The sequence below is a fragment of the Pseudomonas sp. OVF7 genome (assembly GCF_030644265.1).
Taxonomy (GTDB): Bacteria; Pseudomonadota; Gammaproteobacteria; order Pseudomonadales; family Pseudomonadaceae; genus Aquipseudomonas; species Aquipseudomonas gorinensis.
The window spans coordinates 5,612,650-5,636,204 of sequence record NZ_CP128996.1; the positions used below are offsets into that span (position 1 = coordinate 5,612,650).

Consider the following 23,555-nt stretch of genomic DNA (forward strand, 5'->3'; position numbering starts at 1 on the left):
ACTCAGGCGATAGCGCCCAGCAGCTTTTCCCATTCCTTGTTTTCTTTCTTCGACACACCGCCAAGCAAATCAAGGGCTTGGCGTAGACGGAAACGCGTCAGGTCCGGGCCAAGAATTTCCATCGCATCAAGCACCGACACCGAACTGGCCTGGCCGGTGATCGCGGCGAACATCAGCGGCATGGCGTCGCGCAATTTCAGTTCGAGGGATTCAACCACCGCCTGGATCGTCGCGGTAATCGCCTCCTTCTCCCACTGGCGCAGGCTTTCGAGCTTCCACAGGATCAACTGCATCAACTGGCGAACCTGGTCACCGGAAAGCTTCTTGGATTCAAACAGCTTGGCATCCGGGCTCACGCCACCGGCAAAGAAGAAGCTGGCCAACGGTGCGACCTGGCTGAACGTCTCCACCCTGCCCTGCACCAGCGGTGCGATCTTCATCATGTATTCAGGGTTCAACGCCCACTGCTGCACGCGGCTGGCGAACTCTTCCACCGGCAGGTCACGCAGCCACTGGCCATTGAGCCACGACAATTTCTCGATATCGAAGATCGGCCCGCCCAGCGAAACGCGGGACAGGTCGAAGTTGTCGACCATTTCCTGCAACGAGAACTTCTCGCGCTCGTCCGGCATCGACCAGCCCATGCGGCCCAGGTAGTTGAGCATGGCTTCGGGCATAAAGCCCATGCGCTCGTAGAACGTCACCGAGGTGGGGTTCTTGCGCTTGGACAGCTTGCTCTTGTCCGGGTTACGCAGCAGCGGCATGTAGCACAGCTGCGGTTGTTCCCAGCCGAAGTATTCGTAGAGCAGAATCAACTTCGGCGCCGACGGCAGCCATTCTTCACCGCGCAGCACGTGGGTGATACCCATCAGGTGGTCATCGACAACGTTGGCCAGGAAGTATGTCGGCAAGCCGTCGGTCTTCATCAGCACTTGCATGTCCATGCGGTCCCACGGGATCTCGACGTCACCGCGCAACATGTCCGGCACCACGCACACGCCTTCGCTCGGCACCTTCATGCGAATCACATGGGGCTCGCCAGCCGCCAGGCGCCGGGCCACTTCTTCTTTCGACAACAACAGCGCACGGCCGTCGTAACGTGGCGTTTCACCGCGCGCCTGCTGCTCAGCGCGCATCTGATCGAGCTCTTCGGCGGTGCAGAAACAAGGGAACGCATGGCCCATGTCGACCAATTGCTGGGTGTACTGCTTGTAGATGTCGCTGCGCTCGCTCTGACGGTACGGGCCATGCGGGCCGCCGACGTCCGGGCCTTCTGACCAGGTAATGCCCAACCAGCGCAGGGCATCGAAAATCTGCTGTTCCGACTCACGGGTCGAACGCAGTTGATCGGTGTCTTCGATCCGCAGGATGAATTCACCGCCATGCTGCTTGGCAAAGCAGTAGTTGAACAAGGCGATGTAGGCAGTACCGACGTGGGGATCCCCAGTAGGCGATGGCGCGATGCGCGTGCGGACGGTGGTCATGGCAGGTCTCGAATGGGCGATATAACTGAAAATTGAAACAAGGGGCGAATGGTAACAGCCTGGGTGATTTCTGGAAAACCGAGGCGCGGCCATCGGGGGCAAGCCCCCTCCCACACCGGACCGGTTCTCAGCATGAGAATGCAGTCAAATGTGGGAGGGGGCTTGCCCCGATGAGGCCGGTTGAGTCAGCGCAAATCAGACCGTCAGCAACCGCTCACGCAACTTGCCGATCTCATCGCGCGTCTGCGCCGCTGCCTCGAACTCCAGATCCCGCGCCAGCTGGTACATCTTCTCTTCCAACTGGCGAATCCGCTTGGTGATCTCGCTCGGCGAGCGCAGTTCGTTTTCGTACTTGGCGCTTTCCTCGGCAGCCTTGGCCATGCCCTTGCGCTTTTTGCTGCGCGAGCCAGGCACGGTGGCACCTTCCATGATGTCGGCGACGTCCTTGAACACGCCCTTGGGCGTAATGCCGTTGGCCAGGTTAAAGGCGATCTGCTTGTCGCGGCGGCGCTCGGTCTCGCCGATCGCCCGCTCCATGGAGCCGGTAATACGATCGGCATAGAGAATCGCCCGGCCATTGAGGTTACGCGCCGCACGGCCGATGGTCTGGATCAGCGAACGCTCGGAGCGCAGGAAGCCCTCCTTGTCCGCATCCAGGATCGCCACCAGCGACACCTCGGGCATATCCAGGCCCTCACGCAGCAGGTTGATCCCCACCAATACATCGAAGGTGCCCAGGCGCAGGTCGCGGATGATCTCCACGCGCTCCACGGTGTCGATGTCCGAGTGCAGGTAACGCACCCGTACACCGTGGTCGGCCAGGTAGTCGGTCAAGTCTTCGGACATGCGCTTGGTCAGCGTGGTGACCAGCACCCGCTCTTCCAGGGCCACGCGCTTGGTGATTTCCGAGAGCAGATCGTCAACCTGGGTCAACGCCGGGCGGATTTCGATCTGTGGGTCCACCAGGCCTGTCGGGCGCACCAGTTGCTCGATCACGCGGCCGGCATGCTCGGCCTCGTAGTTCCCCGGTGTCGCCGACACGAAAATGGTCTGGGGGCTGATACTTTCCCATTCATCGAAGCGCATCGGCCGGTTATCCAGCGCCGACGGCAGGCGGAAACCGTATTCCACCAGGGTTTCCTTGCGCGAGCGGTCGCCCTTATACATGGCGCCCACTTGCGGCACGCTGACGTGGGATTCGTCGATCACCAGCAGCGCATCGGGCGGCAGGTAGTCGTAGAGGGTCGGCGGCGGCGCCCCGGATTCGCGGCCCGAGAGGTAGCGCGAGTAGTTTTCGATGCCGTTGCAGTAGCCCAACTCGAGGATCATCTCCAGGTCGAAGCGGGTGCGCTGTTCAAGGCGCTGGGCTTCCACCAGCTTATTGTTGGCGCGCAGGTACTCAAGGCGCTCGGCCAACTCGACCTTGATGCCCTCGATGGCGCCCATCAACGTCTCGCGCGGGGTCACATAGTGGCTTTTCGGATAAAAGGTGAAGCGCGGCAGTTTGCGGATCACCTCGCCGGTCAACGGGTCGAACGCCGACAGGCTCTCGACTTCATCGTCAAACAGCTCGATGCGGATCGCTTCCAGGTCGGATTCGGCCGGGTAGATGTCGATCACATCGCCGCGCACGCGAAAGGTGGCGCGGGCAAAGTCCATGTCGTTGCGTGTGTATTGCAGGCTCGTCAGGCGACGCAGCAGTTCACGCTGGTCAAGTTTGTCACCGCGATCGACGTGCAGCACCATCTTCAAGTAGGTTTCCGGGCTGCCCAGGCCGTAGATGCACGACACCGTGGTAACGATGATCGCGTCCTTGCGCTCCAGCAGCGCCTTGGTCGCCGACAACCGCATCTGCTCGATATGGTCGTTGATCGACGCATCCTTCTCGATAAAGGTATCGGAGGACGGCACGTAGGCTTCGGGCTGGTAGTAGTCGTAATAGGAAACGAAGTACTCCACCGCGTTGTTCGGGAAGAACGCCTTGAACTCGCCATACAGTTGCGCAGCCAGGGTCTTGTTCGGCGCCAGCACCAAGGTCGGGCGGTTCACCTGCGCGATCACGTTGGCAATGCTGAAGGTCTTGCCCGAACCGGTCACCCCGAGCAGCGTCTGGTGCGCCAGGCCGGCCTCGATGCCTTCGACCATCAAGCGAATCGCTTCGGGCTGGTCGCCGGCGGGTTCAAAGCGGGTGACGAGCTGGAAATCCGACATAACGTACCTCTTTCAAGTCACCCCAGGCTGACAACCGCCGAGGACGAAATAGCTCAGCAACCCGCGAATTCTCATCGCAGGTTGCAGGAAAAAACCATGATAGCTGTAGAAGTGGTGGCGAATGTGACGGGTTTCAAGGTAATCCTCCTACATGGCCCTTCCCCCCAATGTTGCAATAAGACTAACGGTCGGCAAATAAACCGAAAAACTTGGCCGAAAAGCCGTTTCGGCTGTCGCCCTCAGGCGTGATGGCCTCTATACTAGCTCCCCGTTTGTGCACCGCTCTAGTGCATTCGGCTGGAGCGCGACACGTCCCTCCTTTCCCCCATAGAGCTGCCGCAAAAATGAGCCTGTTCTCCGCTGTCGAAATGGCACCACGCGATCCTATCCTGGGCCTCAACGAAGCATTCAACGCCGATACACGAACCACCAAGGTCAACCTTGGCGTGGGCGTTTACTGCAACGAGGAGGGGAAGATTCCACTCCTGCGTGCCGTTGCCGAAGCGGAAGCCATTCGCGTGGCGCAACACGCTGCCCGTGGCTACTTGCCGATCGACGGCATCGTGGCCTACGACCAGGCCGTGCAAAAACTGCTGTTTGGCGCTGAGTCGCCACTGCTGGGCGCCGGCCGCGTCATCACCGCGCAAGCCGTCGGCGGTACCGGTGCCCTGAGAATCGGCGCCGACTTCCTCAAGCAACTGCTGCCCAATGCCGTGGTTGCCATCAGCGACCCCAGCTGGGAAAACCACCAGGCACTGTTCGAAAAAGCCGGTTTCCCGGTGCAGACCTACCGCTACTACGACGCCGCCACCCACGACGTGAACCGTGCCGGCCTGCTCGAAGACCTCAACGCCCTGCCGCCGCAGTCCATCGTGGTGCTGCACGCCTGCTGCCACAACCCGACCGGCGTCGACCTGAGCCCGGCGGACTGGCAACACGTGCTGGACGTGGTCAAGGCCAAGAACCTGGTACCGTTCCTCGATATGGCTTACCAGGGCTTTGGCGACGGCATCCACGAAGACGCCGCTGCCGTGCGCCTGTTCGCGGAATCCGGCCTGACCTTCTTTGTCTCCAGCTCGTTCTCCAAGTCGTTCTCCCTGTATGGCGAACGCGTGGGCGCACTGTCGATCGTCAGCGAGTCCAAGGAAGAAAGCGCGCGCATCCTGTCCCAGGTCAAGCGCGTGATCCGCACCAACTACTCCAACCCGCCGACCCACGGCGCAGCGATCGTGGCGGCGGTGCTGAACAACCCTGAACTGCGTGCCCAGTGGGAAGCCGAGCTGGCCGAAATGCGCCTGCGCATCCGTGGCATGCGTGAGCAAATGGTGGCCGAGCTGGCCAAGGCTGCTCCGGGCCACGACTTCAGCTTCGTCGGCCGCCAGCGTGGGATGTTCTCCTACTCGGGCCTGACCGTGGAGCAAGTCACCCGCTTGCGCACCGAGTTTGGTATTTACGCGCTGGACACCGGGCGTATCTGTGTGGCGGCGTTGAACCAGTCGAACATCGGTGCGGTAACAAAGGCGATTGTTCAGGTTCTATAAGCCTGACGGCGTTATACGAAGGGAAGCCGTGGCTTCCCTTTTTAATGCCTGTCGGAAAATACCCTGCTCCCCTAGACTGAGCACCGATTGCCCTTTTGCTGTGAGAGCCCTATGAAAAACGACGACCTGAACCTGCACGCCGATCCAGACGACCAGGAGTACTTCGCTCCGCGCGCGCCGCAAGCCAAGCGCCAGAAAAGCCTGGTGCTGCAAGTGGCGCTGGGTGTGTTCCTGGGTGGCCTGGCGTTGTGGCTGGTGCAGTTGGGCGCGACGGCACTCATGGCGAAACTGGCCATGGGCACCCTGCAATTCGGCGGCTGAACACGACCCGCAGTAGTAGGAGCGAGCTTGCTCGCGAAAAACGCAGGGACACCGCGTTTATCCAGAATGCCCGCGTTATCGTTAACGACCTTCGCGAGCAAGCTCGCGCCTACAGTGGCCGCGCTCCTCCAGCAACTTCACAAAACTGTTCAAACTCTGCGACACCGTGCCCCGTCGCCAGATCAGCCAGGTGTGCAACAGGCGGAAACTGTCCGTCAGCGGCCACACGCTCACCGTGGTAAACCCCGGCATGCTTTCCAGCATGCTGCGCGGCATCAGCGCCAGGCCGGCCCCGGCACTGACGCAGGCGAGCATGCCGTGGTAGGACTCCATCTCGAAGATGCGGCCCGGCACCGCGCCATCCTGTGAGAACCACCGCTCGAAATGGTGCCGGTAGGAACAGTTGGAGCGAAAGGTGTAGATGCTCTCCCCGTTCACATCCTGCCCGCGGGTGATCGGCGCATGCTGCAACGGCGCAATCACCACCATCTCTTCCTCGAACACCGCCACGCCTTCCAGGGTGGCATGCAATACCGGCCCATCCACAAACGCCGCCGCCAGGCGTCCCGACAACACGCCTTCGATCATCGTCCCGGACGGCCCGGTGCTCAGGTCCAGCTCGACCTTGGCGTGCTTCTGGTTGTACGCCGCCAGTAACGCCGGAATGCGCACCGCGGCCGTGCTCTCCAGCGAACCGAGGGCAAATGCCCCCTGGGGCTCCTCCCCCGCCACCGTCGCGCGTGCTTCCTGCACCAGGTCAAGAATGCGCCGCGCATAGCCAAGGAAGTTCCACCCGGCTGGCGACAGGCGCAGGCGGCTTTTCTCGCGGATGAATAATTCCACGCCCAGATCCTGCTCCAGTTGCTTGATGCGCGTGGTCAGGTTCGACGGCACCCGATGAATCAACTGCGCCGCGGCACTGATGCTGCCTTGCTCGGCAACGGCCTTGAAGATTTCCAGCTGCACCAAGTCCAAATCATTCTCCAATCGTGAATGTATTGCTCAATATTATTCAGTTTCCAGAAAAGATGCAGCCCCGTAGGCTGACCCCAATCCACTCATTCAGCCGGACGGTGCCATGAACGCTATCACCCACCAGACCCACGCCCTGTCGATCAGCCCCACTACCGGGGCGACGGTCGGCAGCTACCCCTACGAAACCGAAGCCCAGTTGGACGCCGCCCTCAACCGTGCCACCCACGCCTTCCGCACCTGGCGCCGCCAGCCGGTCAGCGAGCGCTCGGCCCTGTTGCTGGCCCTGGCCGCTGCCCTGCGTGATCAAGCCGAAGAGATGGCACAGATGATCACCTTGGAAATGGGCAAACCCATCGTCCAGGCCCGTGCCGAAATCGAGAAATGCGCCCAGCTCAGCGAGTGGTACGCGGCCCACGGCCCGGCCATGCTCGCCCCGGAACCGACCCTAGTGGACAACGGCACCGCCCATATCGAATACCGCCCGCTGGGCCCGATCCTGGCCGTGATGCCGTGGAACTTCCCGGTGTGGCAAGTCCTGCGCGGCGCGGTGCCGACGCTGCTCGCCGGCAACACCTACGTGCTCAAACACGCGCCGAATGTCATGGGCAGCGCCTACCTGATGAAAGCCGCGTTCGACAAAGCCGGCTTCGCCGAAGGCTTGTTCGAAGTGCTCAATGTGACCCAGGAAGGCGTGTCAAAAGCCATCGCCGACCCGCGCATCGCCGCCGTCACCCTCACCGGCAGCGTGCGTGCCGGCATGGCCATCGGCTCCCAGGCCGGTGCCGCGCTGAAGAAATGCGTACTGGAATTGGGCGGTTCCGACCCGTTCATCGTGCTCAACGATGCCGACCTCGATGCCGCCGTCCAGGCCGCCGTGATCGGCCGCTTCCAGAACAGCGGCCAAGTCTGCGCCGCCGCCAAGCGCCTGATCGTCGAAGCGGGTGTGGTGGAAGCCTTCACCGCCAAGTTTGTCGAAGCCAGCCGTGCCCTGGTGATGGGCGACCCGACCTCGACCGCCACCTACGTCGGCCCCATGGCCCGCTTCGACCTGCGCGACGAACTGCATGCCCAGGTCCAGACGACCCTGGCGCAAGGCGCGACCCTGCTGCTGGGCGGCGACAAAGTAGCCGGCGCCGGCAACTACTACGCGCCGACCGTACTGGCCGACGTCACCGACCAGATGACCTCCTTCAAAGAGGAACTGTTCGGCCCCGTGGCCTCGATCATCACCGCCCGCGACGCCGACCATGCCGTGGCCCTGGCCAATGACAGCGAGTTCGGCCTCACCGCGAGCATCTTCACCAGGGATCCAGCCAAGGCCCGCGACATTGCGAACCAGCTGGAAACCGGCGGGATCTTCGTGAATGCTTTCAGCGTCTCCGACCCTCGGGTGGCGTTTGGTGGCGTGAAGAAGAGCGGCTTCGGTCGCGAGTTGTCGCACTTTGGCGTGCGCGAGTTCTGCAACGCGCAGACCGTTTGGCTGGATCGCAAGTAAGTTCGGGCAGGCCCTGAACCTGCCTCAACAGCGAATATGCCGCCGCACACACTGCACCAGCCCATCCAGCGCCTGCGACTTCACCGGCGCCAGCACGCAGACCGTGTGCTCACGCTCGCCTTCCGTCACGGTCAACGTGTAATGCACCTGGCTTGGGTTGCCGGGTTCTGGCGCGGTGCTTTGCGGCAACTCAAAGAAGTTTGACGCCTCGATCAGTTGCCGCAATTCCTGCTGGTCCGGCTCGGGCAGCGTGTCCAGCTGCACCGTACGAGGTTTGGCCAGCCCCGGAAAAAACGCCGGCCCGCCGTTTTCCTTGATCGAAATTTGCATGGCTGCTCCTCACCGCACAGGCGGTTTGTCACACATGAATGCCAACCGCTTTCCAGCCCTCCTTGACCGCCTTCTGCTCATCCTTGTTCGCGCCATACAGTCGACCGGCGATATCGTAGGTAATCCGCGCGAAGCGCAGGAACCCTGAGTTCGGCCGCAAGCGCGCATCGCGCAATGCGTCATACCAGATCCGCCCCGCACGTTCCCAGGCAAACCCACCCAGCTTCGTGGCCACCTGATAGAACGCATGGTTGGGAATGCCAGAATTGATATGCACCCCGCCATTGTCCTCGTAAGTCTGTACGAAATCATCCATATGCCCCGGTTGTGGGTCCTTGCCCAGCAACTTGTCGTCAAAGGCAGTACCGGGTGCTTTCATCGAGCGCAGCGCAATGCCTTTGATCTTGTCGGTAAACAACCCTTTGCCGATCAACCAATCGGCATCTTGCGCCTTCTGCTGCAACGAGTACTGTTTGATCAGCGAGCCAAACACATCCGACAACGACTCGTTCAAGGCGCCGGATTGATTGAAATACATCAGCTTGGCTTCATCCTCGGTCACGCCGTGGGCCAATTCATGGCCAATCACATCAAGCGCGATCGTGAACCGGTTGAATAATTGCTGATCGCCATCACCAAACACCATCTGGGTCGAGTTCCAGAACGCATTGTTGTAGTTCTGGCCAAAATGCACGGTCGCGTCCAGCGCCATACCGGCATCGTCGATGGAGTTGCGGTCGAAGACCTGGTCAAAAAAATCGAACGTGGCGCCCAAACCGTCATAAGCTTCGTCTACCGCCGCATCGCCGCTGGCGGGCTGCCCTTCGCCGCGGATCAGCTTGCCTGGCAGGCTATCCGTGCCCTCGGCGCCGTAGATCGAACGCCGTTTGCCGGCGCCCATGGCCAAGGCCATACGGGCCGGGCCATGAGCGGGCTCGGCGACCATGCGCAACGAGCGGAACGTGCTGTCCTTGGCGCGGGTACGTAGCGCGACGTCCCGTTGCGTTTTATTACCGTTACGCGCGATCTGGTCGAGGATGTAAGGCGGGATCAGGCAGAAAATCGCCTGGCGCGGGTGGCGAACACACATGGGCTGGCTCCTTTTGGCGGGTAATGAACGTCCGGGTCACCGGTTCAGGATAGCCCTGCTGCGGGTACCTGGCCCTAATTGTCATGAACCTGTGTTGCAGTCGTGTTTACCCAAGACTGCGAGGAACTCGCGATGCCAGCACGCAAAGCCAAAATTGACCTGACCCACCGCCCCCGGCTCGTCGATCTACGCCCGTTGATCCCGGCCACCCCCAGCCTGATGGAAGCCAGGGCGGCGACGCCCCGTGTGACGCCCGCCAAGGATTTGCAGGACCGGCGTGGCTACGCACCCGACTTTCTCAGCGGCTTCGCCGTGCCGTGGCCCACGGTGGATGAGGCATTGGCAACTGACGTCCAGCCGCTGCGCCTGGACTACACGCATTTCTCGGTGACCCTGTCACGTTCCCGACGGATGGCGCTCTATGTGGGCGTGAATATCGACGGCAGACAGGCGGTGGATATCGTTCGCAGCAACGACACCTGGGCCTACGACGGCCGCCTGCCCATCAGCGCGCAGATCGGCGACGAGCTCTACACCAACAACGGCCTGGATCGCGGCCACCTGGTGCGACGACAGGATCCCAACTGGGGCGACGAGGCCAACACCGCCAACCTCGATACGTTCCATTTCACCAATTGCTCGCCGCAGATGAGCGGGTTCAACCAGAAGACCTGGCTGGAGCTCGAAGACTACATTCTCGACAACACACAACGCTGGAAGGCCCGGGCCACGGTGTTTACCGGCCCGGTGTTGGCCGATGACGACCGTGTCTACCGCGGCGTGAAAATCCCCAAGGCATTCTGGAAAGTGGTGGCCTACCTCGGCGACGACGGCAAGCCCTCTGCCAGCGCCTACATGATCGACCAGAGCCGTGAACTCGGTCAGCTTGATCTGGTATTTGGCCAACTGCGGACCTACCGGCGCAGTGTGATCCAGATCGAGCAATTGACCGGCATCCGTTTCGCCAACCTGGCCGACTACGACGGTTTCAGCAATGAAGAGCGCGCCACGGGGACGCGAATTGAAGCGCTGATCCGCGGCCCTGAAGATATACGCCTCTGACCGGTTACCGCGGCTTTATGTGGGCGCGAGCCTGTACGCGCCTACAGAAAGCCGCCATTCGGTTCCCCCTCCCCAGCCCAATCGACTACCATACCGCGCCGGTTCCCAAACGGGACTAATAGGGAATCCGAAGCGCGGTACCCCCGCGTCAATCGGAACTGCCCCCGCAACTGTAGATGCCGAGCCTGCTCCTCAACGCCACTGGATACCCTCCGGGAAGGCTGGAGCCGGGTGACGACGCATCAGTCAGGAGACCTGCCGGCCCAGTAAAATCACTAACCGGCGGGGTGTCCGGGAAGGACATCCTTGGCTGCCTCCACCGCAGCGTCCGAGGGCGTATTTCCGAACCGTACCTCCCCAGTTCCACGTACGGCTCCCAGGAGATTGCCCCATGCTGCCACGCGTTACCGCCTTGCTCACCGGACTGGGCTTCTGTGCCCTGGCCCAGGCGACGCCCACCCACTACCCGCTGACGCTGGAGAACTGCGGCAGCACCCTGACCTTTCAGCAAGCGCCCGCCCGCAGCGTAACCATTGGCCAGGCGGCGACCGAGATGCTCTACGCCCTGGGTGTGGGCAACACAGTGGTCGGCACGGCGTTGTGGTTCAACAACGTGTTGCCGCAGTTCAAGGCACAGAACGACACCATCGAGCGCCTGGCCAACAATGAGCCAAGCTTCGAAGCGGTCATTGCCAAGCGCCCGCAACTGGTGGCCGCCGAGTTGGAATGGGTGGTTGGCCCACAAGGCGTGGTCGGCACCCGCGAGCAGTTTCATGAATTGAAGATCCCCACCTACCTGCTGCCGTCCGACTGCGAAGGCAAGAACAACCTGGTGGGCGCCGACGGCACACGCCTGGAGCCGTTCCGCATCGACACCATTTATAAAAGCATCAGCCAACTGGCCGAGATTTTCGACGTGCCGGACCGCGGCCAGCAACTGAACGAGGCGCTCAAGGCGCGCCTGGCCAAGTCCGTCGCCACCGCCCGCAACAAGGGCCTCAAACAGGCCAGTGCGCTGGTGTGGTTCTCCAGCGCCGAAATGGCCAGCGATCCCTATGTGGCCGGCCACAAGGGTGTCCCCGAATTCATGCTGCAAACCCTCGGCCTGCACAACGTGGTGCAGTCCGATGAAGAGTGGCCCGCCGTCGGCTGGGAAACCCTCGCCAAAGCCAACCCCACCTTCCTGGTGATCGCGCGCATGGACCGCCGCCGCTACCCGGTCGACAACTACGAACAGAAACTGGCCTTCCTGCGCAGCGACCCGGTGACACGCAACATGGACGCGGTGAAACACAACCGCATCATCATCCTTGACGCCATGGCCCTACAGGCCAGCGTGCGTACTTTCGATGGGCTCGACCAACTGGCGAGCGCCATCGACAGCTACGACCTGCCCAAATGAGCAGAACGCTCCTCGCCCTGGCGCTGCTGTTGATCGCCATACTGGCCGGCGTAGCCATCGGCGAAACCGCCATCGAGCCGCAGGTAGTGCTCCAGGTGTTGGCTAATAAACTGTGGGCCGCCGGCTACGCGCTGGACCCTATCGACGAAGGCGTGGTGTGGAACTATCGCCTCACTCGCACGCTGGTCGCCGCCGCCTGCGGTGCGGGGCTGGCCACATGCGGGGTGATTCTGCAGTCGTTGTTGCGCAACCCCTTGGCCGACCCTTACCTGCTTGGCATCAGCGCCGGTGCCTCGACCGGCGCGGTGCTGGTGGTGCTGATGGGGGTCGGCGGTGGCTTGATCTCGCTGTCCGCCGGCGCCTTTGCCGGGGCGATGGCGGCGTTTGCGCTGGTGATTTTGCTCGCCCGGGCCAGCGGGTCGTCGAGCGGCACCGGCCAGATCATCCTGGCAGGCATCGCCGGTTCGCAGCTGTTCAACGCGCTGACCGCGTTCCTGATCACCAAGTCCGCCAGCTCCGAACAGGCGCGCGGCATCCTGTTCTGGTTGCTGGGTAATCTCAGCGGCGTGCGTTGGTCGTCGGTGTGGCTGGCGGTACCGGTGGCCGTCGCGGGGTTGGCGGTGTGCCTGTGGCACCGCCGCGCACTGGATGCATTCACCTTCGGCAGCGACTCGGCGGCGTCCCTCGGCATCCCGGTGCGCCGCGTGCAATTTGTGCTGGTGGGCTGCGCGGCGTTGGTCACCGCGGTGATGGTGTCGATTGTCGGCTCCATTGGTTTTGTCGGCCTGGTCATCCCTCACGCCGCACGCCTGTTGCTCGGTACCGGGCACTCACGCCTGCTGCCGGCCAGCGCCTTGGGAGGCGCATTGTTTTTGATTACAGCCGATGTGCTGTCACGCACCTTGATCAAGGGCCAGGTCATTCCGGTGGGCGTGGTCACCGCACTCGTCGGCGCGCCGGTATTTGCGCTGATCCTGATCGGCCGGAGGAATGCGCGATGACGGTGCTGAGCTGCACGGCCCTGGGCTTCAAGGTGCGAGAGGCCCAGTTGCTGCGCGATATTCACCTGCAAGTCCAGTCGGGGGAAACCTTGGGTATCGTCGGGCCGAACGGCTCCGGCAAATCGACCCTGCTCAAACTGCTCGCCGGCTTGCGCGCACCGGCCAGCGGCGAGGTGCACCTGGGTGGTGAGCGTTTGGGCGCGCTGTCCCGCCGCGCCATCGCACAACGCCTGGCGGTGGTGGAACAACAGGCCGACACCGACGATGCCATCCGCGTATTCGACGCCGTGGCACTGGGCCGCACACCGTGGTTGTCGGCGCTGAGCCCGTGGTCCAGCGAAGACGATCGCATCGTGCGCCAGGCCCTGCACGACGTCGACGCCACCCACCTGAGCCAACGCGCCTGGCGCAGCCTCTCCGGCGGTGAGCGCCAACGCGTGCACATCGCCCGCGCCCTCGCGCAACGGCCACAGATCCTGTTGCTGGATGAGCCGACCAATCACCTGGACATCCAGCATCAACTGACGATCTTGAAAGGCGTGCAGGCATTACCCGTCACCACCTTGATCGCCCTGCACGACCTCAACCAGGCACTGACCTGTGACCGCCTGGCCGTGCTGGATCATGGGCGATTGGTGGCACTGGGCAAACCGCTGGAGGTGCTGACGCCGCAACGCTTGCAGGAAACCTTCGGCGTGCAGGCGCATTACCTGACAGACCCGTTCGACGGCGTGCAGATACTGCGGTTGCGCTCGAACTGAGATTTAACAACGCGGCCCAACAGTGTCATCGGGGGCGAGCCCTAATGCCAGTCAGTCAAGGAGGAAAACGGTAACTCTGGAGAGCGGGCTAATTGTGGAAAGCGGGCTTGTTGTGGCGAGCCCGCTTCGTTTTCCTCCTTGACTGACTGGCATTAGGGCAAGGCCCGTCATACGAAAGCCCATGATGGGTACCTCTTGAAGCAAGGGCCCATCAGGCAAGAACCGCGGCAGGTTTACGGTGCTACAGCGATCCGGCGCGCGACCCACGCCCGGCTATAGGCCAGAACGTTCTCGGCGATCGCCAACGGAAAATGGATAAACCCATGGGCCGCCTCCGGCAGCAGATGGGCTTCCACCGTCCCCCAGCGCTCAGCAATAAGCAGGGTGTCATCCTTGAGCGGGTCCAATGCCCCCACAAACATCAACGCCGGCGGCAACCCGCTGAAGTCGCCATACAACGGCGACAACGGTGGCTGTCGCCGCTGCTCATCGCTCAACCCTGGGGTCAGCCTGCGCAACGCGTCCACCATGCCAGGCCCATCCAGCAACAACGTCTGCGGGCCCGCCGCGCGTACGCTGGGAGTGCCGGTCAAATCATAGACGCCGTAATACAACACCGCACCGCTCACGCGCTGGAGCAAATCCGGCCACTGCTTCAATGCCAGCAACGTCGCCGCCGCCAAGTGCGCACCGGCCGATTCCCCCACGACAATCACCGGCAACCCGGCAAATTCCGCGCAGTCACCCAACAGCCAGCGCGCGGCGCTCAAACAATCCTCCATCAGCCCTTCTATCGGTGTATCGACCGCCAGCCGATAATCCACCGACACCACCGCCACCTCGCACGCGTTCACCAGGCCCAGGTTGAGGTCATCATCCATCTGCGCATTGCCGATCACCCAACCGCCGCCGTGGATATCCAGCACCACGCCCTTGGGCTTGCCGCTCGGCCGCAAGATACGCACGGGGACTGCGCCCACGAATTGAGTCTCGGCCAGAGGCGCCCGCTTGAACGTTTGACTGACCCGCAACAACGCCTGAATCAAACGCGGTGTCACGCGATTGCGGATTTTGAAGCGCGGCAGCCAAGTGAGCTTTTGGTTGAAGCGGCGCATTTGAGCCAGTTCAGGCGCACTGGCGGGCCAGGGTTTATGGGCCATCAGCGGTTATTGCGCAAAATCGAGAAATTCAACGCCGCCGCCACGCACAGCCACGCCAGGTACGGGAACAGGATCAACCCGGTAATCAGGTCCAGGCGCACGGCCAACACCACCATTGCGGCGACGGTGAGCCACAACAACACGATGATCAGCATACCGACGAGCAACTGATGCGCACCGAAAAATACCGGTGTCCACAGCGTGTTCAACGCAATCTGCGCCGCCCACAATGCCAGCACCGGCTGGCTGTCGGGGATCAAGCTCAAGCGGTAACCGGCCCAGGCCAACAGCAGGTAGATAATGCTCCAGGCCACCGGGAACAGCCAGTTGGGCGGGGTGAAGCCGGGCTTGACCAGGGATTCGTACCAGGCACCGGGCTTGAAAATGACACCGGTGCTGGCGGCAGCGGCGCAAGCCAGGAGGAATATAAAGAAGGTCATCGTCTGTCCTTGGCTGAGTTCAGTGGCGTGCAACGGGGAAGTCTTTCTGCATGCATCTTCAATGACTCCAGCACGCGCGCAAAAATTCCATCCGGCGTGGCGATTTGCGCGAGCGGGCGCCTCTTCTGTGCGTCATCAAAATTCGCTAAGGTGCCTCGATACCCTAGCCTATTTTGCCCTTATCGAGACCCTGCACCTTGGCCCACTCCCCCACTGATCGCCCCACCCGCATCTGGGGAGTGTTCCTGATCTTCCTGCGTCTGGGCCTGACCTCCTTCGGCGGTCCCGTCGCGCACCTGGGCTATTTCAGGCACGAATTCGTGACCCGGCGCGGCTGGCTGAGCGAGCGCAGCTATGGGGATTTGGTCGCGCTGTGCCAGTTCCTGCCCGGCCCGGCCAGCAGCCAGGTGGGCATCGCGCTCGGCCTGTCGCGGGCCGGCTACGGCGGAGCGCTGGCGGCGTGGCTGGGGTTTACGCTGCCGTCCGCCGTCGTGCTGATCCTGTTTGCCCTGGGCATTGCCCAACACAGCACCGCCATCCCGCCCGGCGCGCTGCACGGCCTCAAGGTGGTGGCTGTCGCGGTGGTCGCCCAGGCCGTATGGGGCATGGCGCGCAACCTGTGTACCGACGCACCGCGCATCACCCTGATGCTGCTCGCCGCCTGCGTGGCCCTGCTGCAAAGCTCTGCGTGGGGCCAGGTCGGGGTGATCAGCGCAGCAGCGGTGGCTGGCCTGCTGCTGTTCAAGCCCACACCGCCCGCCGCGCACGATGCGTTGCCCGTGACCATCAGCCGTCGTGCAGGGGCAATGTGGTTATCGCTGTTTGTGCTGGTGCTGGCCGGTCTGCCGATCCTGGCCCACTGGCTCCCCAACCCAGGCCTGGCGTTAACCGACGCCTTCTACCGCACCGGCGCGCTGGTATTTGGCGGCGGCCACGTGGTGCTGCCCCTGCTGCAAGCCGAAGTCGTGCCCACCGGCTGGGTCAGCAACGACGTGTTCCTGGCCGGCTACGGTGCCGCCCAAGCCATGCCCGGCCCCTTGTTCACCTTCGCGGCTTTCCTCGGGGCCTCCATGACCCAAGCCCCGACCGGCTGGCTCGGCGGCCTGCTCTGCCTGCTGGCGATCTTCGCACCGTCGTTTTTGCTAGTGATGGGCGCACTGCCCTTCTGGGAAAGCCTGCGCCGCAGCCCTCGCACCCAGGCCGCGCTGGCAGGCGTGAACGCCGCGGTGGTCGGCCTGTTGCTGGCGGCGTTGTATCAGCCGGTGTGGACCAGCGCGATCTTTACCGCCCAGGACTTCGGCCTGGCGCTGATTGGCGTGGTGGCGTTGATGGTGTGGAAGCTGCCACCGTGGCTGGTGGTGGTAGGAAGCGGCGCGGCGGGATGGTTATTGAGTCTTACGCTGTGAAGCTCGCAGCCCACGCGCATCGCCCTGCCGAGTGAATCCCTAGCCCTTCAACTCGCCCAACCGATGACTCGCCGCGTCGTCGTAAGCCACGTACAACGACTCGGCGATTTGGCTTTTGATGGCTTTGGTGGATTCTAGACCCAGCACAAAACCTTCCGCCTTGCCGCCGGCACGGTTGAGCTCTTCGTGAGTGGCCGCGCCCGTGATGGCGTCGAGAAGCTTGGCGGCGTGAGGGCCTACACCTTTGGGCAGGGAGATTTGGTCGATGGTCATTACGGTACCTTCAAGGATGGAGATCGGTAGCGCGTGGAACCACTGCCGGGGTGGCATGGTAGACCGGTTAGCGGAGAAAGGGGTTGCTTTCGGCCAGACGCTCGACGGTTTCAAATTGGATCTGCTTTGTTTGACACATCAAAGCGCTTGACTGAAGGGCATTGGGTTGCGCCAGCCGCCCGGACTTTGTAGGCTCCGGCCAGACCTCCCACGCCGTTGAGGCCCACATTGGAAAGCGTGATAAGACTGCAAATCGAGAAAGCGACCTACGATGAATTCCTGACGCTTTGGCAGCAAGGTGCTTTCGACCATCAGCGGCTGGGCCAGGCTTTCTATAACCATTTCCGTCTGCATCGTCTCAGCGATCAGGGCTTGCTGCATGAGCTTTACGCAGCTGACGGCAGCAAAGCCCTGAATGCAATTGCTGGCATTTTTCAGATCAATTAACTCGCACCACTGCGGCTCTCCGTCCGGCTGTATTAACGCGGCCTAGAACAAAAATCGCGCACCGGACGAAAAAAAATAATGGCCCATAGCCACTACCCGGTGATATTCTAGTATTTTGCATGGAGTGCATATAATGAAGAAACACCTCGCCCTATCTATTATCTTGTCCACTATCAGCGGATTAGTCGCTGCAGAGCCCGCCAAAACGTTGTTGGTCCCTGACTCTCAAAATAGGGATTTTGGTATTATTTGTCGAATCAACGACAAAACAACTTATTACATAAAAAAAGACAGCAACAACAACGACTACCAAATTGCTAGAAACATCTATCTCACTGACATTAGTTCGGGGCGGGTAGCGATCAGTTTAATGCATGGTTTCGTCAGCGCGAACAAAAGCAGCACCTACATCACCGCAACCAATGAATCCTGCAACACTTTCAGCCAGTAATCAAAACCACATAGTACCCATCAATCTATACCCCGCCATAACGCGACACCTCTAGTTCGCTGAAAATGCCGGAATCCAATGATGCCGGTCCACGCCCCGACAACTATGAGCAGATCATGAGCAAGCCAATAAGATACATAAAACTGATCGCCCCCCGAGAACTCGAAAAGACAGCAAAACTTTTTGATTTCTTTTTAAATCTTTGTGCGCAAGAAGGTGACGGCCTAGTTATCCACCCTCAAGTCGGGCATGCCAGGCGAGATGACTTTGGCGAAGGTGTAGGGGATAAAATTGCAATGTCCCTTACTAACGGAACACTCAACCATAAAGGGCACGGTATCAAACTGTGCGCAGCGCACACCATTAGCAGACACCCGGTATCCCAAGTCTATTTCGCTTGGTGGCCTTTAAATGTTGACCTGGAAAAAATAGAGAAAAAATCTTGGAAATTTGGCGTAATTGCCTGCCGAGACGAGTCGGACATTAGCTTCATGAGCCATAAATTTGACTTTAAATATATCTAGCGCATACACACCAACGATATATTCCATAAAAACGGAGTTTTAATTGTTCGAATCGGGGGCAGACCATATTCGTAAGAGCCTGAGTTCTGCCCCCGACGTTGAGACTTCTTAATCCCCCTGGCATCACCGCACAATCAACCGCAACAACTCCGCTGCCCATCCAACCGCATTTCGCTGATATCCCTCATGCCACTGCTGCGGCTAATCCTCGGGCCGCCCTTGCGTTTCCGTCTCCGCCAACGTTAACCCTTCAACAATACGTTGCCACGTGTCGTCATTCGGCACCAGGACGGTGTCCCCCCAGGGAAACTCGGCCTGCACAACAAAACTATTGCAGCCTAACTGCCTGGCATAGGTACGCTGGCTATAGCCCGCTGGATTCAGGCCCAGTCCGTGAGCGTTTGCGCATCGTCGATCAACTATTTCAACATGCAGGATCGTACAAGCCAGCTAACCACCCCCTCGATATCCTGACACCTCTCAACTACCCGAGTATCGGTCATGGCCCAGTCACAGCACCCAACACAACCTGTAAACCTCACGCAAAAAGCGTCGCTCATCAACGAGCAATGGAGCCCGAGGGTCGTCGCCGAGATGAACGACTACCAGTTCAAGGTGGTGCGTATCGAAGGAGAATTCATCTGGCACTCGCACCCGGAAACCGACGAGGCGTTTCTTGTGCTTGAAGGGACGCTGCGTATCGACCTTCCGGAAGGCCCCGTGTACGTGGCGCCGGGTGAACTGTATGTGGTCCCCCGTGGCGTCGAGCATCGGACGGCCGCCGAAGGTGAAGCCAAGCTGATGATGATCGAACCGCGCGGCATTCTGAACACTGGCCATGAAGGCGGAGAGCGCACTGCCACGAATGATCTGTGGATCTGAACGGCTGGGGCTCGTCGCCCCGCTTTTGAACTTGGCGCCGAGGGCGAGGATAGCGAGTACGGCCAACGGGTGAGGCGGTGCAAGCCGCCTGATGCACCGGTAAAAACCACTGCGCCCACCAATAGACGGCGTCGGTCGTGATGGGTTAATCAGCCTCCCCTACTCTTCAACACTGTGTATCAACGCCGCAAACAGCTCGCCACGCGGCCTCTTGTTCCACGGGATATCGGCACTTTCAAACCACGCCTGCCCGGCTTCCGGATGGGGGCCGCTCAGTACCACCACGCCTTTTTCATAGGCATAACGCGCCGCGGCGACGTCGCCGTTATGGTAGGTCGCAAGGGTTTTATAGCGTGTGGTCGTGCGGGGTGTGGGGAAGTAAGGGCCATCCTGATAGAAGGCGTGGTCCGGCTTGCCCGCCCAGGTGACGCGAACCGCCGCGTCGTCGAGGGTGGTCACTTCAAAGCCTGGGCGGCCGACTTCGCTGTCGAGGGCCTGCGGGATCAGGCCGAAGTTGTTTTCGTCCGCCAGGTAGGCGCCCATGCACAAGCCCAGGTAACGACCACCCTGGGCGACATAATTGCGAATGGCCTCGACGCGAGCATCGCCCAGGCTGTCGAGGGCGGCGGGAATGTCCTGGCCGCCGCCGGGTTGCACATAGAGATCGTAGCGGGCGAGGGTTTGCGCGGTGATGTCGATCGGTTCGTCGGCGCCGACGAAGTCGATCTGGTAAGTCGGGTCGAGACGCAGCAGTGCCCTTTTCACGCTTTCCGAACAGTCCTCGCAGCCCGCCGGGCCGCGGTAGATCGCCACATGGGTGAGGGGTGTGGCGGCGTGCGCCGACACTGTGGCAAACGCCAGTAACGCGGCGGCGATAGCGTACGACTTCATGGCAGTGGGCTCTTGGCAGGGAGGGCATGGGTGATCCAGCGCACAGCCTAAATCGAATGGGCTGTTGAATCCGTTAACAGTTGTAAACACCCCAGGTGCCTTGGGTACCCTGCAGGCCGGCTCGAAAGGCGGCATGCAATGGATCTGAAATTCAGTCACGTCTATATATTGGTCGAGCATCTCGAGATAGGGTTGTTGTGGCGAGCGGTGGGCGCATTATCGGGTTGCCCAAACGCTTCGGGCACTTCTCCATCGAGATTCTGGAGGAGAAGGGGCTGAAAGCCTTTATCGACGCAGCGTTTGCCGACGAACCGGTCAATTAGGGCACTCCTTCGCAGCAGCGCAGTCTCTACCTGAACACCCACTTTTGCCCAGCGGAGCCTCACATGATCATTGTCCACCACCTCAACAACTCGCGCTCGCAGCGCATTCTATGGCTGCTCGAAGAGCTCGGCCTGCCCTACGAGATCAAGCGCTACCAGCGCGACCCGAAAACCAATCTTGCGCCACCGGAGCTCAAGGCCATTCATCCACTGGGCAAATCCCCGGTGATTGAAGACGGCTCCCGCGTGGTGATCGAGTCCGCTGCGATTATCGACTACCTGATCCGCCGCCATGGCGAAGGCCGCCTGCAGCCAGACCCGGCGACCGCCACCTATGACGAGTACGTGCAGTGGCTGCACTTCGCCGAAGGTTCGGCCATGTTGCCGTTGATGCTCAACCTGTACGTCGGGCGCCTGGGTGAAGCCGGTGCGCCGTTGCATCCGCGTATCGAGTCCGAGGTGGCCAATTACCTGGGTTATCTGAACGACGCCCTGGGCAACTCTCCATATCTGGTGGGTGACACGTTGAGCGGCGCGGATATCCAGATGAGCTTTATCGGCGAGATTGCCAAGGCCCAGGGCAAGTTGCAGGCCTACCCGAACCTGGCCGCCTGGGTGCAGCGGTTCCAGGCGCGCCCCGCGTATCGCCAGGCGTTGGAACAGGGCGGAGCGTATGCGTTTGCGAAGTGAGGACGCTGTTGTGGCGAGCGGGCTTGCCCCGCGTTGGGCTGCGCAGCAGCCCCAAAACCAGGCACCGCGGTGTGTCAGTTAAAAACACATCGCCTGTAAAGGGGCTGCTTCGCAGCCCAACGCGGGGCAAGCCCGCTCGCCACAACAACAACAACAACAACAACAACAACAACAACAACAACCCCGCTCGCCACAACGGCCCACTCCACAACAGCTAGCTCGCCACAGCAAACGCGGTGAGCGTTCAGCTCAGGCGAAAACGCGCGGTGTTGTCGCTCAGGGCACGGCTGCCCTTGCTCAGCGTATCCGCCGCCTGATTCACCGCCCGCGCGCCGTCGAGCAAGCGCCCTGCCGCCTGGTCGACCTGTTGGATATTGCCGCTCACTTCATCCGCCGTGGTGGCTTGCTCTTCCACCGCCGCCGCAATCTGCGCCAGGGTGTCGGTGACGTTCTGCACAGCCCCGGCGATCTCGCCCAGCCGCGTGCCCAGCCCGGTAACGGACTCGGCATCGGTCAGCGCCTGTTCGCAGGCGGCGCCCATCAGCGTGACGGCCTGGCTGACCGTGGCGCGCAGGCTGTCCACCGTGCTGGCGATCTGCGCGGTGGAGGCCTGGGTGCGTTGTGACAGGCTGCGCACTTCATCGGCCACCACGGCAAAGCCCCTGCCCTGCTCGCCGGCGCGAGCGGCTTCGATGGCGGCGTTGAGCGCCAGCAGGTTGGTTTGTTCGGCGATGCCGCGAATGGTGTCGACCACCGATTGAATCTGCTGGCCCTGCTGGCTCACTTGCTCCAGGGCGTTGGCCGTGTCGGTCAGGCGCTGGTTGAGCTGCTGGATGCTCGCCGTGGTGCGCAGGCTGTCGCGGCTGCTGTCTTCGGCGATGCGCCGGGTCTGCTGGGCGCTGCCGGAGGCTTGTTCACAGCTCTTGGCGACGCCCATGGAGGTGGCGGCCAACTGCGTGGCGGCGGCGGCGATCTGGCTGATCTGGTGTTGCTGGTCTTCGACGTCGCCGAGGGTGCTGCTCGATTGCGTATTGAGGGTGAGCACGGCAGAACCGAGCTGCTGGGTCTCGTGGTTGACCCCGAGCAGGCTGGTGCGCAACTGCACCACCGCCACGTTGAGCGCGGTGCTGATGACCGCCAGTTCGTCGCGCCCTTCCACCGCCACTTCCACGCACAGGTTGCCGTCACGCAGGGACTCGGCCAAGGTGGTGATACCGCTGGCACTGCGGCGGATCGAGGCTTGCAGGCACATGAACAGGTACAGCGCCGCCAAGGCCAGCAGGCTGAACGTCGCCACTACAGGGATGAACTGCTGAAGGGAACGGTCGTGGTAATAGCTCAGGCGCGCTTCCAGTGAGCCCAGCGACTGGTTGCGCAGCGCGCCCAGGCTACCGAGCATGGCGTCGACACTGCGCTCGAAACCGGCGGGATCGAGCTTGATGCTGCCGCCGAACACGCCATCGTCAAGCACTTTGAGCTCGCTATCCAGCAATTGCAGGCTGTTGTCGTACTGGGCGATCCAGGGTTCCAGGCCAGGGTATTGCTTGGCCTTGAGCGAGGCCGTCGCCTTGACCAGTTGCTCCCGCGCATCGCCGATGCGGCTGCGCAGGTCACGCATCTGCAAACGGCTTTGCAAGGTGAACTGCCCCGAGGCGACGGACGACTGACCCACACTGGCCATGCGCCCGATACGCTCGATCAGGTCTGGCGTTTGCTGGGTGGAAACCTGCATCAGCAGGTAAGTTTCCAGCCAGGGATCGAGGATCAGGCCGGTGTCGAGGGCGATCTGCTCGCGCAGGGTTTGCAGGGCGGTCAGGGCCGAGGTGAAGCGGTCGTAACCGTCCGGCCACCAGCCCACCGTACGCAGGGATTGCACGTCCATGCCCTTGACCGTTGCCTGCAACGCCTCGAAGCGGGCCAGGGTGTCAGCGCTGACGCCCCGAGCCTTGAGCGCATCGCCCAGGGCTTGCAGACTTTGCAGGATCAGCGGGTTATTGGCATCCACCTTGTCCATCGCCACCTTGGCCGCAGGCGTCGGTTCACGCAGCAGGTCCAGGGCTTTCCAGCGCGACGCCAGGTTGCGCTGGGCGGTCAATTGGCCATCCAGCGAATCCAAGGCCAGCAGTTGGTGAACGCCGGACGTTTCGCTGGAAATCACCGCTAATTTATCGCGATAGTCCAACCCGATCAGCCACAGGCTCCCGGCCAGGGGCAGCATGAACAGAATGAATAGAATCTGGAACTTGCGCGCAAAACCAAAACGTCCGAGCAGGCGGATACCGGGTAATAAAAGACTGTGCATGGCCGACCACTCCCCAAAACAACCCACGTGGTACAACGCAGGGCGAAACCATGAAATGACTAACGGCAAAATGCCATGTCATTGATTGAGAAG

General features: G+C 61.6%; 23 protein-coding genes and 1 riboswitch. Of the genes, 13 read left to right on the forward strand and 10 right to left on the reverse strand.

Features of this window, described 5'->3' with window-relative positions; genetic code table 11:
- Positions 1-2: 2 nt before the first annotated feature.
- Both gltX and uvrB read right to left on the reverse strand, forming a co-directional pair.
- The gene (gltX, locus tag QU606_RS25425) at positions 3-1,484 is read right to left on the reverse strand and encodes a glutamate--tRNA ligase (protein ID WP_024076519.1); all 1,482 of its coding nucleotides are present in this window, start codon (positions 1,482-1,484) and stop codon (positions 3-5) included.
- Between the two features lie 195 nt (positions 1,485-1,679).
- Positions 1,680-3,695, reverse strand: a complete 2,016-nt coding sequence (gene uvrB, locus QU606_RS25430; protein ID WP_024076520.1) for an excinuclease ABC subunit UvrB — start codon at positions 3,693-3,695, stop codon at positions 1,680-1,682.
- Between the two features lie 344 nt (positions 3,696-4,039).
- On the opposite strand from uvrB, the gene QU606_RS25435 reads away from it, so the two are divergent.
- Together QU606_RS25435 and QU606_RS25440 are read left to right on the forward strand one after the other, a co-directional pair.
- A complete protein-coding gene (locus QU606_RS25435; protein ID WP_150056164.1) occupies positions 4,040-5,236 on the forward strand; it encodes an amino acid aminotransferase in 1,197 nt (398 codons plus the stop codon).
- 111 nt (positions 5,237-5,347) lie between these two features.
- Complete coding sequence (locus QU606_RS25440) at positions 5,348-5,557, forward strand: hypothetical protein (RefSeq protein ID WP_024076522.1); 210 nt, start codon at positions 5,348-5,350, stop codon at positions 5,555-5,557.
- Positions 5,558-5,638: 81 nt separating this feature from the next.
- On the opposite strand, the gene QU606_RS25445 is transcribed toward QU606_RS25440, so the two are convergent.
- The gene (locus QU606_RS25445) at positions 5,639-6,532 is read right to left on the reverse strand and encodes a LysR family transcriptional regulator (RefSeq protein ID WP_069076637.1); all 894 of its coding nucleotides are present in this window, start codon (positions 6,530-6,532) and stop codon (positions 5,639-5,641) included.
- A gap of 103 nt (positions 6,533-6,635) precedes the next feature.
- Between QU606_RS25445 and QU606_RS25450 the strand changes: the two genes are divergently transcribed.
- On the forward strand, positions 6,636-8,027 hold the full coding sequence (locus QU606_RS25450) for an aldehyde dehydrogenase family protein (protein ID WP_304997762.1): 1,392 nt from the start codon (positions 6,636-6,638) through the stop codon (positions 8,025-8,027).
- Positions 8,028-8,051: 24 nt separating this feature from the next.
- Here QU606_RS25450 and QU606_RS25455 read toward each other — a convergent pair whose 3' ends face one another.
- Entirely contained in the window at positions 8,052-8,357 is a 306-nt protein-coding gene (locus QU606_RS25455) for a protealysin inhibitor emfourin (protein ID WP_024076525.1), read from the reverse strand.
- A gap of 28 nt (positions 8,358-8,385) precedes the next feature.
- Positions 8,386-9,447 (reverse strand): M4 family metallopeptidase, encoded by a 1,062-nt coding sequence (locus QU606_RS25460; RefSeq protein WP_024076526.1) that lies wholly within the window; start codon positions 9,445-9,447, stop codon positions 8,386-8,388.
- A gap of 132 nt (positions 9,448-9,579) precedes the next feature.
- On the opposite strand from QU606_RS25460, the gene QU606_RS25465 reads away from it, so the two are divergent.
- From QU606_RS25465 to QU606_RS25480, 4 genes are all read left to right on the forward strand, one after another.
- A complete protein-coding gene (locus tag QU606_RS25465; RefSeq protein ID WP_277378454.1) occupies positions 9,580-10,509 on the forward strand; it encodes a DNA/RNA non-specific endonuclease in 930 nt (309 codons plus the stop codon).
- 82 nt (positions 10,510-10,591) lie between these two features.
- A riboswitch (cobalamin riboswitch) is annotated at positions 10,592-10,787 on the forward strand.
- A gap of 113 nt (positions 10,788-10,900) precedes the next feature.
- Positions 10,901-11,911, forward strand: coding sequence for an ABC transporter substrate-binding protein (locus QU606_RS25470; RefSeq protein WP_304997763.1), 1,011 nt, complete (start codon positions 10,901-10,903; stop codon positions 11,909-11,911).
- Positions 11,908-12,912: an iron ABC transporter permease gene (locus QU606_RS25475; RefSeq protein WP_024076529.1), complete on the forward strand. Its 1,005-nt coding sequence runs from the start codon at positions 11,908-11,910 to the stop codon at positions 12,910-12,912. The genes QU606_RS25470 and QU606_RS25475 overlap by 4 nt, the downstream gene beginning before the upstream one ends.
- On the forward strand, positions 12,909-13,673 hold the full coding sequence (locus tag QU606_RS25480) for an ABC transporter ATP-binding protein (RefSeq protein WP_024076530.1): 765 nt from the start codon (positions 12,909-12,911) through the stop codon (positions 13,671-13,673). Before QU606_RS25475 ends, QU606_RS25480 begins: the two co-directional genes overlap by 4 nt.
- Before the next feature lie 233 nt (positions 13,674-13,906).
- On the opposite strand, the gene QU606_RS25485 is transcribed toward QU606_RS25480, so the two are convergent.
- Complete coding sequence (locus tag QU606_RS25485) at positions 13,907-14,833, reverse strand: alpha/beta hydrolase fold domain-containing protein (RefSeq protein ID WP_193689598.1); 927 nt, start codon at positions 14,831-14,833, stop codon at positions 13,907-13,909.
- Complete coding sequence (locus QU606_RS25490; RefSeq protein WP_193689599.1) at positions 14,833-15,273, reverse strand: TspO/MBR family protein; 441 nt, start codon at positions 15,271-15,273, stop codon at positions 14,833-14,835. The genes QU606_RS25485 and QU606_RS25490 overlap by 1 nt, the downstream gene beginning before the upstream one ends.
- A gap of 197 nt (positions 15,274-15,470) precedes the next feature.
- On the opposite strand from QU606_RS25490, the gene chrA reads away from it, so the two are divergent.
- Positions 15,471-16,679, forward strand: coding sequence for a chromate efflux transporter (gene chrA / locus QU606_RS25495; RefSeq protein WP_168232053.1), 1,209 nt, complete (start codon positions 15,471-15,473; stop codon positions 16,677-16,679).
- Positions 16,680-16,718: 39 nt separating this feature from the next.
- Here chrA and QU606_RS25500 read toward each other — a convergent pair whose 3' ends face one another.
- A complete protein-coding gene (locus tag QU606_RS25500; RefSeq protein ID WP_024076534.1) occupies positions 16,719-16,952 on the reverse strand; it encodes a hypothetical protein in 234 nt (77 codons plus the stop codon).
- A 228-nt stretch (positions 16,953-17,180) separates the two neighbouring features.
- Between QU606_RS25500 and QU606_RS25505 the strand changes: the two genes are divergently transcribed.
- From QU606_RS25505 to QU606_RS25520, 4 genes are all read left to right on the forward strand, one after another.
- Positions 17,181-17,399 carry a hypothetical protein gene (locus QU606_RS25505; RefSeq protein WP_041160983.1) on the forward strand — a complete coding sequence of 73 codons (219 nt, stop codon included), beginning with the start codon at positions 17,181-17,183 and terminating at the stop codon, positions 17,397-17,399.
- A gap of 133 nt (positions 17,400-17,532) precedes the next feature.
- Positions 17,533-17,850, forward strand: coding sequence for a hypothetical protein (locus QU606_RS25510; protein WP_024076535.1), 318 nt, complete (start codon positions 17,533-17,535; stop codon positions 17,848-17,850).
- Positions 17,851-17,966: 116 nt separating this feature from the next.
- On the forward strand, positions 17,967-18,374 hold the full coding sequence (locus tag QU606_RS25515; RefSeq protein WP_024076536.1) for a hypothetical protein: 408 nt from the start codon (positions 17,967-17,969) through the stop codon (positions 18,372-18,374).
- Between the two features lie 501 nt (positions 18,375-18,875).
- Complete coding sequence (locus tag QU606_RS25520) at positions 18,876-19,256, forward strand: cupin domain-containing protein (RefSeq protein ID WP_024076537.1); 381 nt, start codon at positions 18,876-18,878, stop codon at positions 19,254-19,256.
- 159 nt (positions 19,257-19,415) lie between these two features.
- On the opposite strand, the gene QU606_RS25525 is transcribed toward QU606_RS25520, so the two are convergent.
- Entirely contained in the window at positions 19,416-20,147 is a 732-nt protein-coding gene (locus QU606_RS25525; protein WP_024076538.1) for a BPL-N domain-containing protein, read from the reverse strand.
- A 386-nt stretch (positions 20,148-20,533) separates the two neighbouring features.
- Between QU606_RS25525 and QU606_RS25535 the strand changes: the two genes are divergently transcribed.
- The gene (locus tag QU606_RS25535) at positions 20,534-21,160 is read left to right on the forward strand and encodes a glutathione S-transferase family protein (RefSeq protein ID WP_069076629.1); all 627 of its coding nucleotides are present in this window, start codon (positions 20,534-20,536) and stop codon (positions 21,158-21,160) included.
- Between the two features lie 244 nt (positions 21,161-21,404).
- On the opposite strand, the gene QU606_RS25540 is transcribed toward QU606_RS25535, so the two are convergent.
- On the reverse strand, positions 21,405-23,462 hold the full coding sequence (locus QU606_RS25540) for a methyl-accepting chemotaxis protein (RefSeq protein WP_024076542.1): 2,058 nt from the start codon (positions 23,460-23,462) through the stop codon (positions 21,405-21,407).
- Positions 23,463-23,555 lie beyond the last annotated feature (93 nt).

Excerpts from the sequence above, each read along its gene's own strand:
- gltX (WP_024076519.1), bottom strand. The coding sequence starts at position 1,484 with ATGACCACCGTCCGCACGCGCATCGCGCCATCGCCTACTGGGGATCCC.
- QU606_RS25540 (WP_024076542.1), bottom strand. The coding sequence starts at position 23,462 with ATGCACAGTCTTTTATTACCCGGTATCCGCCTGCTCGGACGTTTTGGT.
- QU606_RS25455 (WP_024076525.1), bottom strand. The coding sequence starts at position 8,357 with ATGCAAATTTCGATCAAGGAAAACGGCGGGCCGGCGTTTTTTCCGGGG.
- QU606_RS25500 (WP_024076534.1), bottom strand. The coding sequence starts at position 16,952 with ATGACCATCGACCAAATCTCCCTGCCCAAAGGTGTAGGCCCTCACGCC.
- QU606_RS25470 (WP_304997763.1), top strand. The coding sequence starts at position 10,901 with ATGCTGCCACGCGTTACCGCCTTGCTCACCGGACTGGGCTTCTGTGCC.
- QU606_RS25485 (WP_193689598.1), bottom strand. The coding sequence starts at position 14,833 with ATGGCCCATAAACCCTGGCCCGCCAGTGCGCCTGAACTGGCTCAAATG.
- QU606_RS25520 (WP_024076537.1), top strand. The coding sequence starts at position 18,876 with ATGGCCCAGTCACAGCACCCAACACAACCTGTAAACCTCACGCAAAAA.
- QU606_RS25535 (WP_069076629.1), top strand. The coding sequence starts at position 20,534 with ATGATCATTGTCCACCACCTCAACAACTCGCGCTCGCAGCGCATTCTA.
- QU606_RS25510 (WP_024076535.1), top strand. The coding sequence starts at position 17,533 with ATGAAGAAACACCTCGCCCTATCTATTATCTTGTCCACTATCAGCGGA.
- QU606_RS25475 (WP_024076529.1), top strand. The coding sequence starts at position 11,908 with ATGAGCAGAACGCTCCTCGCCCTGGCGCTGCTGTTGATCGCCATACTG.
- QU606_RS25440 (WP_024076522.1), top strand. The coding sequence starts at position 5,348 with ATGAAAAACGACGACCTGAACCTGCACGCCGATCCAGACGACCAGGAG.
- QU606_RS25515 (WP_024076536.1), top strand. The coding sequence starts at position 17,967 with ATGAGCAAGCCAATAAGATACATAAAACTGATCGCCCCCCGAGAACTC.
- QU606_RS25490 (WP_193689599.1), bottom strand. The coding sequence starts at position 15,273 with ATGACCTTCTTTATATTCCTCCTGGCTTGCGCCGCTGCCGCCAGCACC.
- QU606_RS25460 (WP_024076526.1), bottom strand. The coding sequence starts at position 9,447 with ATGTGTGTTCGCCACCCGCGCCAGGCGATTTTCTGCCTGATCCCGCCT.
- QU606_RS25480 (WP_024076530.1), top strand. The coding sequence starts at position 12,909 with ATGACGGTGCTGAGCTGCACGGCCCTGGGCTTCAAGGTGCGAGAGGCC.
- uvrB (WP_024076520.1), bottom strand. The coding sequence starts at position 3,695 with ATGTCGGATTTCCAGCTCGTCACCCGCTTTGAACCCGCCGGCGACCAG.
- QU606_RS25525 (WP_024076538.1), bottom strand. The coding sequence starts at position 20,147 with ATGAAGTCGTACGCTATCGCCGCCGCGTTACTGGCGTTTGCCACAGTG.
- QU606_RS25435 (WP_150056164.1), top strand. The coding sequence starts at position 4,040 with ATGAGCCTGTTCTCCGCTGTCGAAATGGCACCACGCGATCCTATCCTG.
- QU606_RS25465 (WP_277378454.1), top strand. The coding sequence starts at position 9,580 with ATGCCAGCACGCAAAGCCAAAATTGACCTGACCCACCGCCCCCGGCTC.
- QU606_RS25450 (WP_304997762.1), top strand. The coding sequence starts at position 6,636 with ATGAACGCTATCACCCACCAGACCCACGCCCTGTCGATCAGCCCCACT.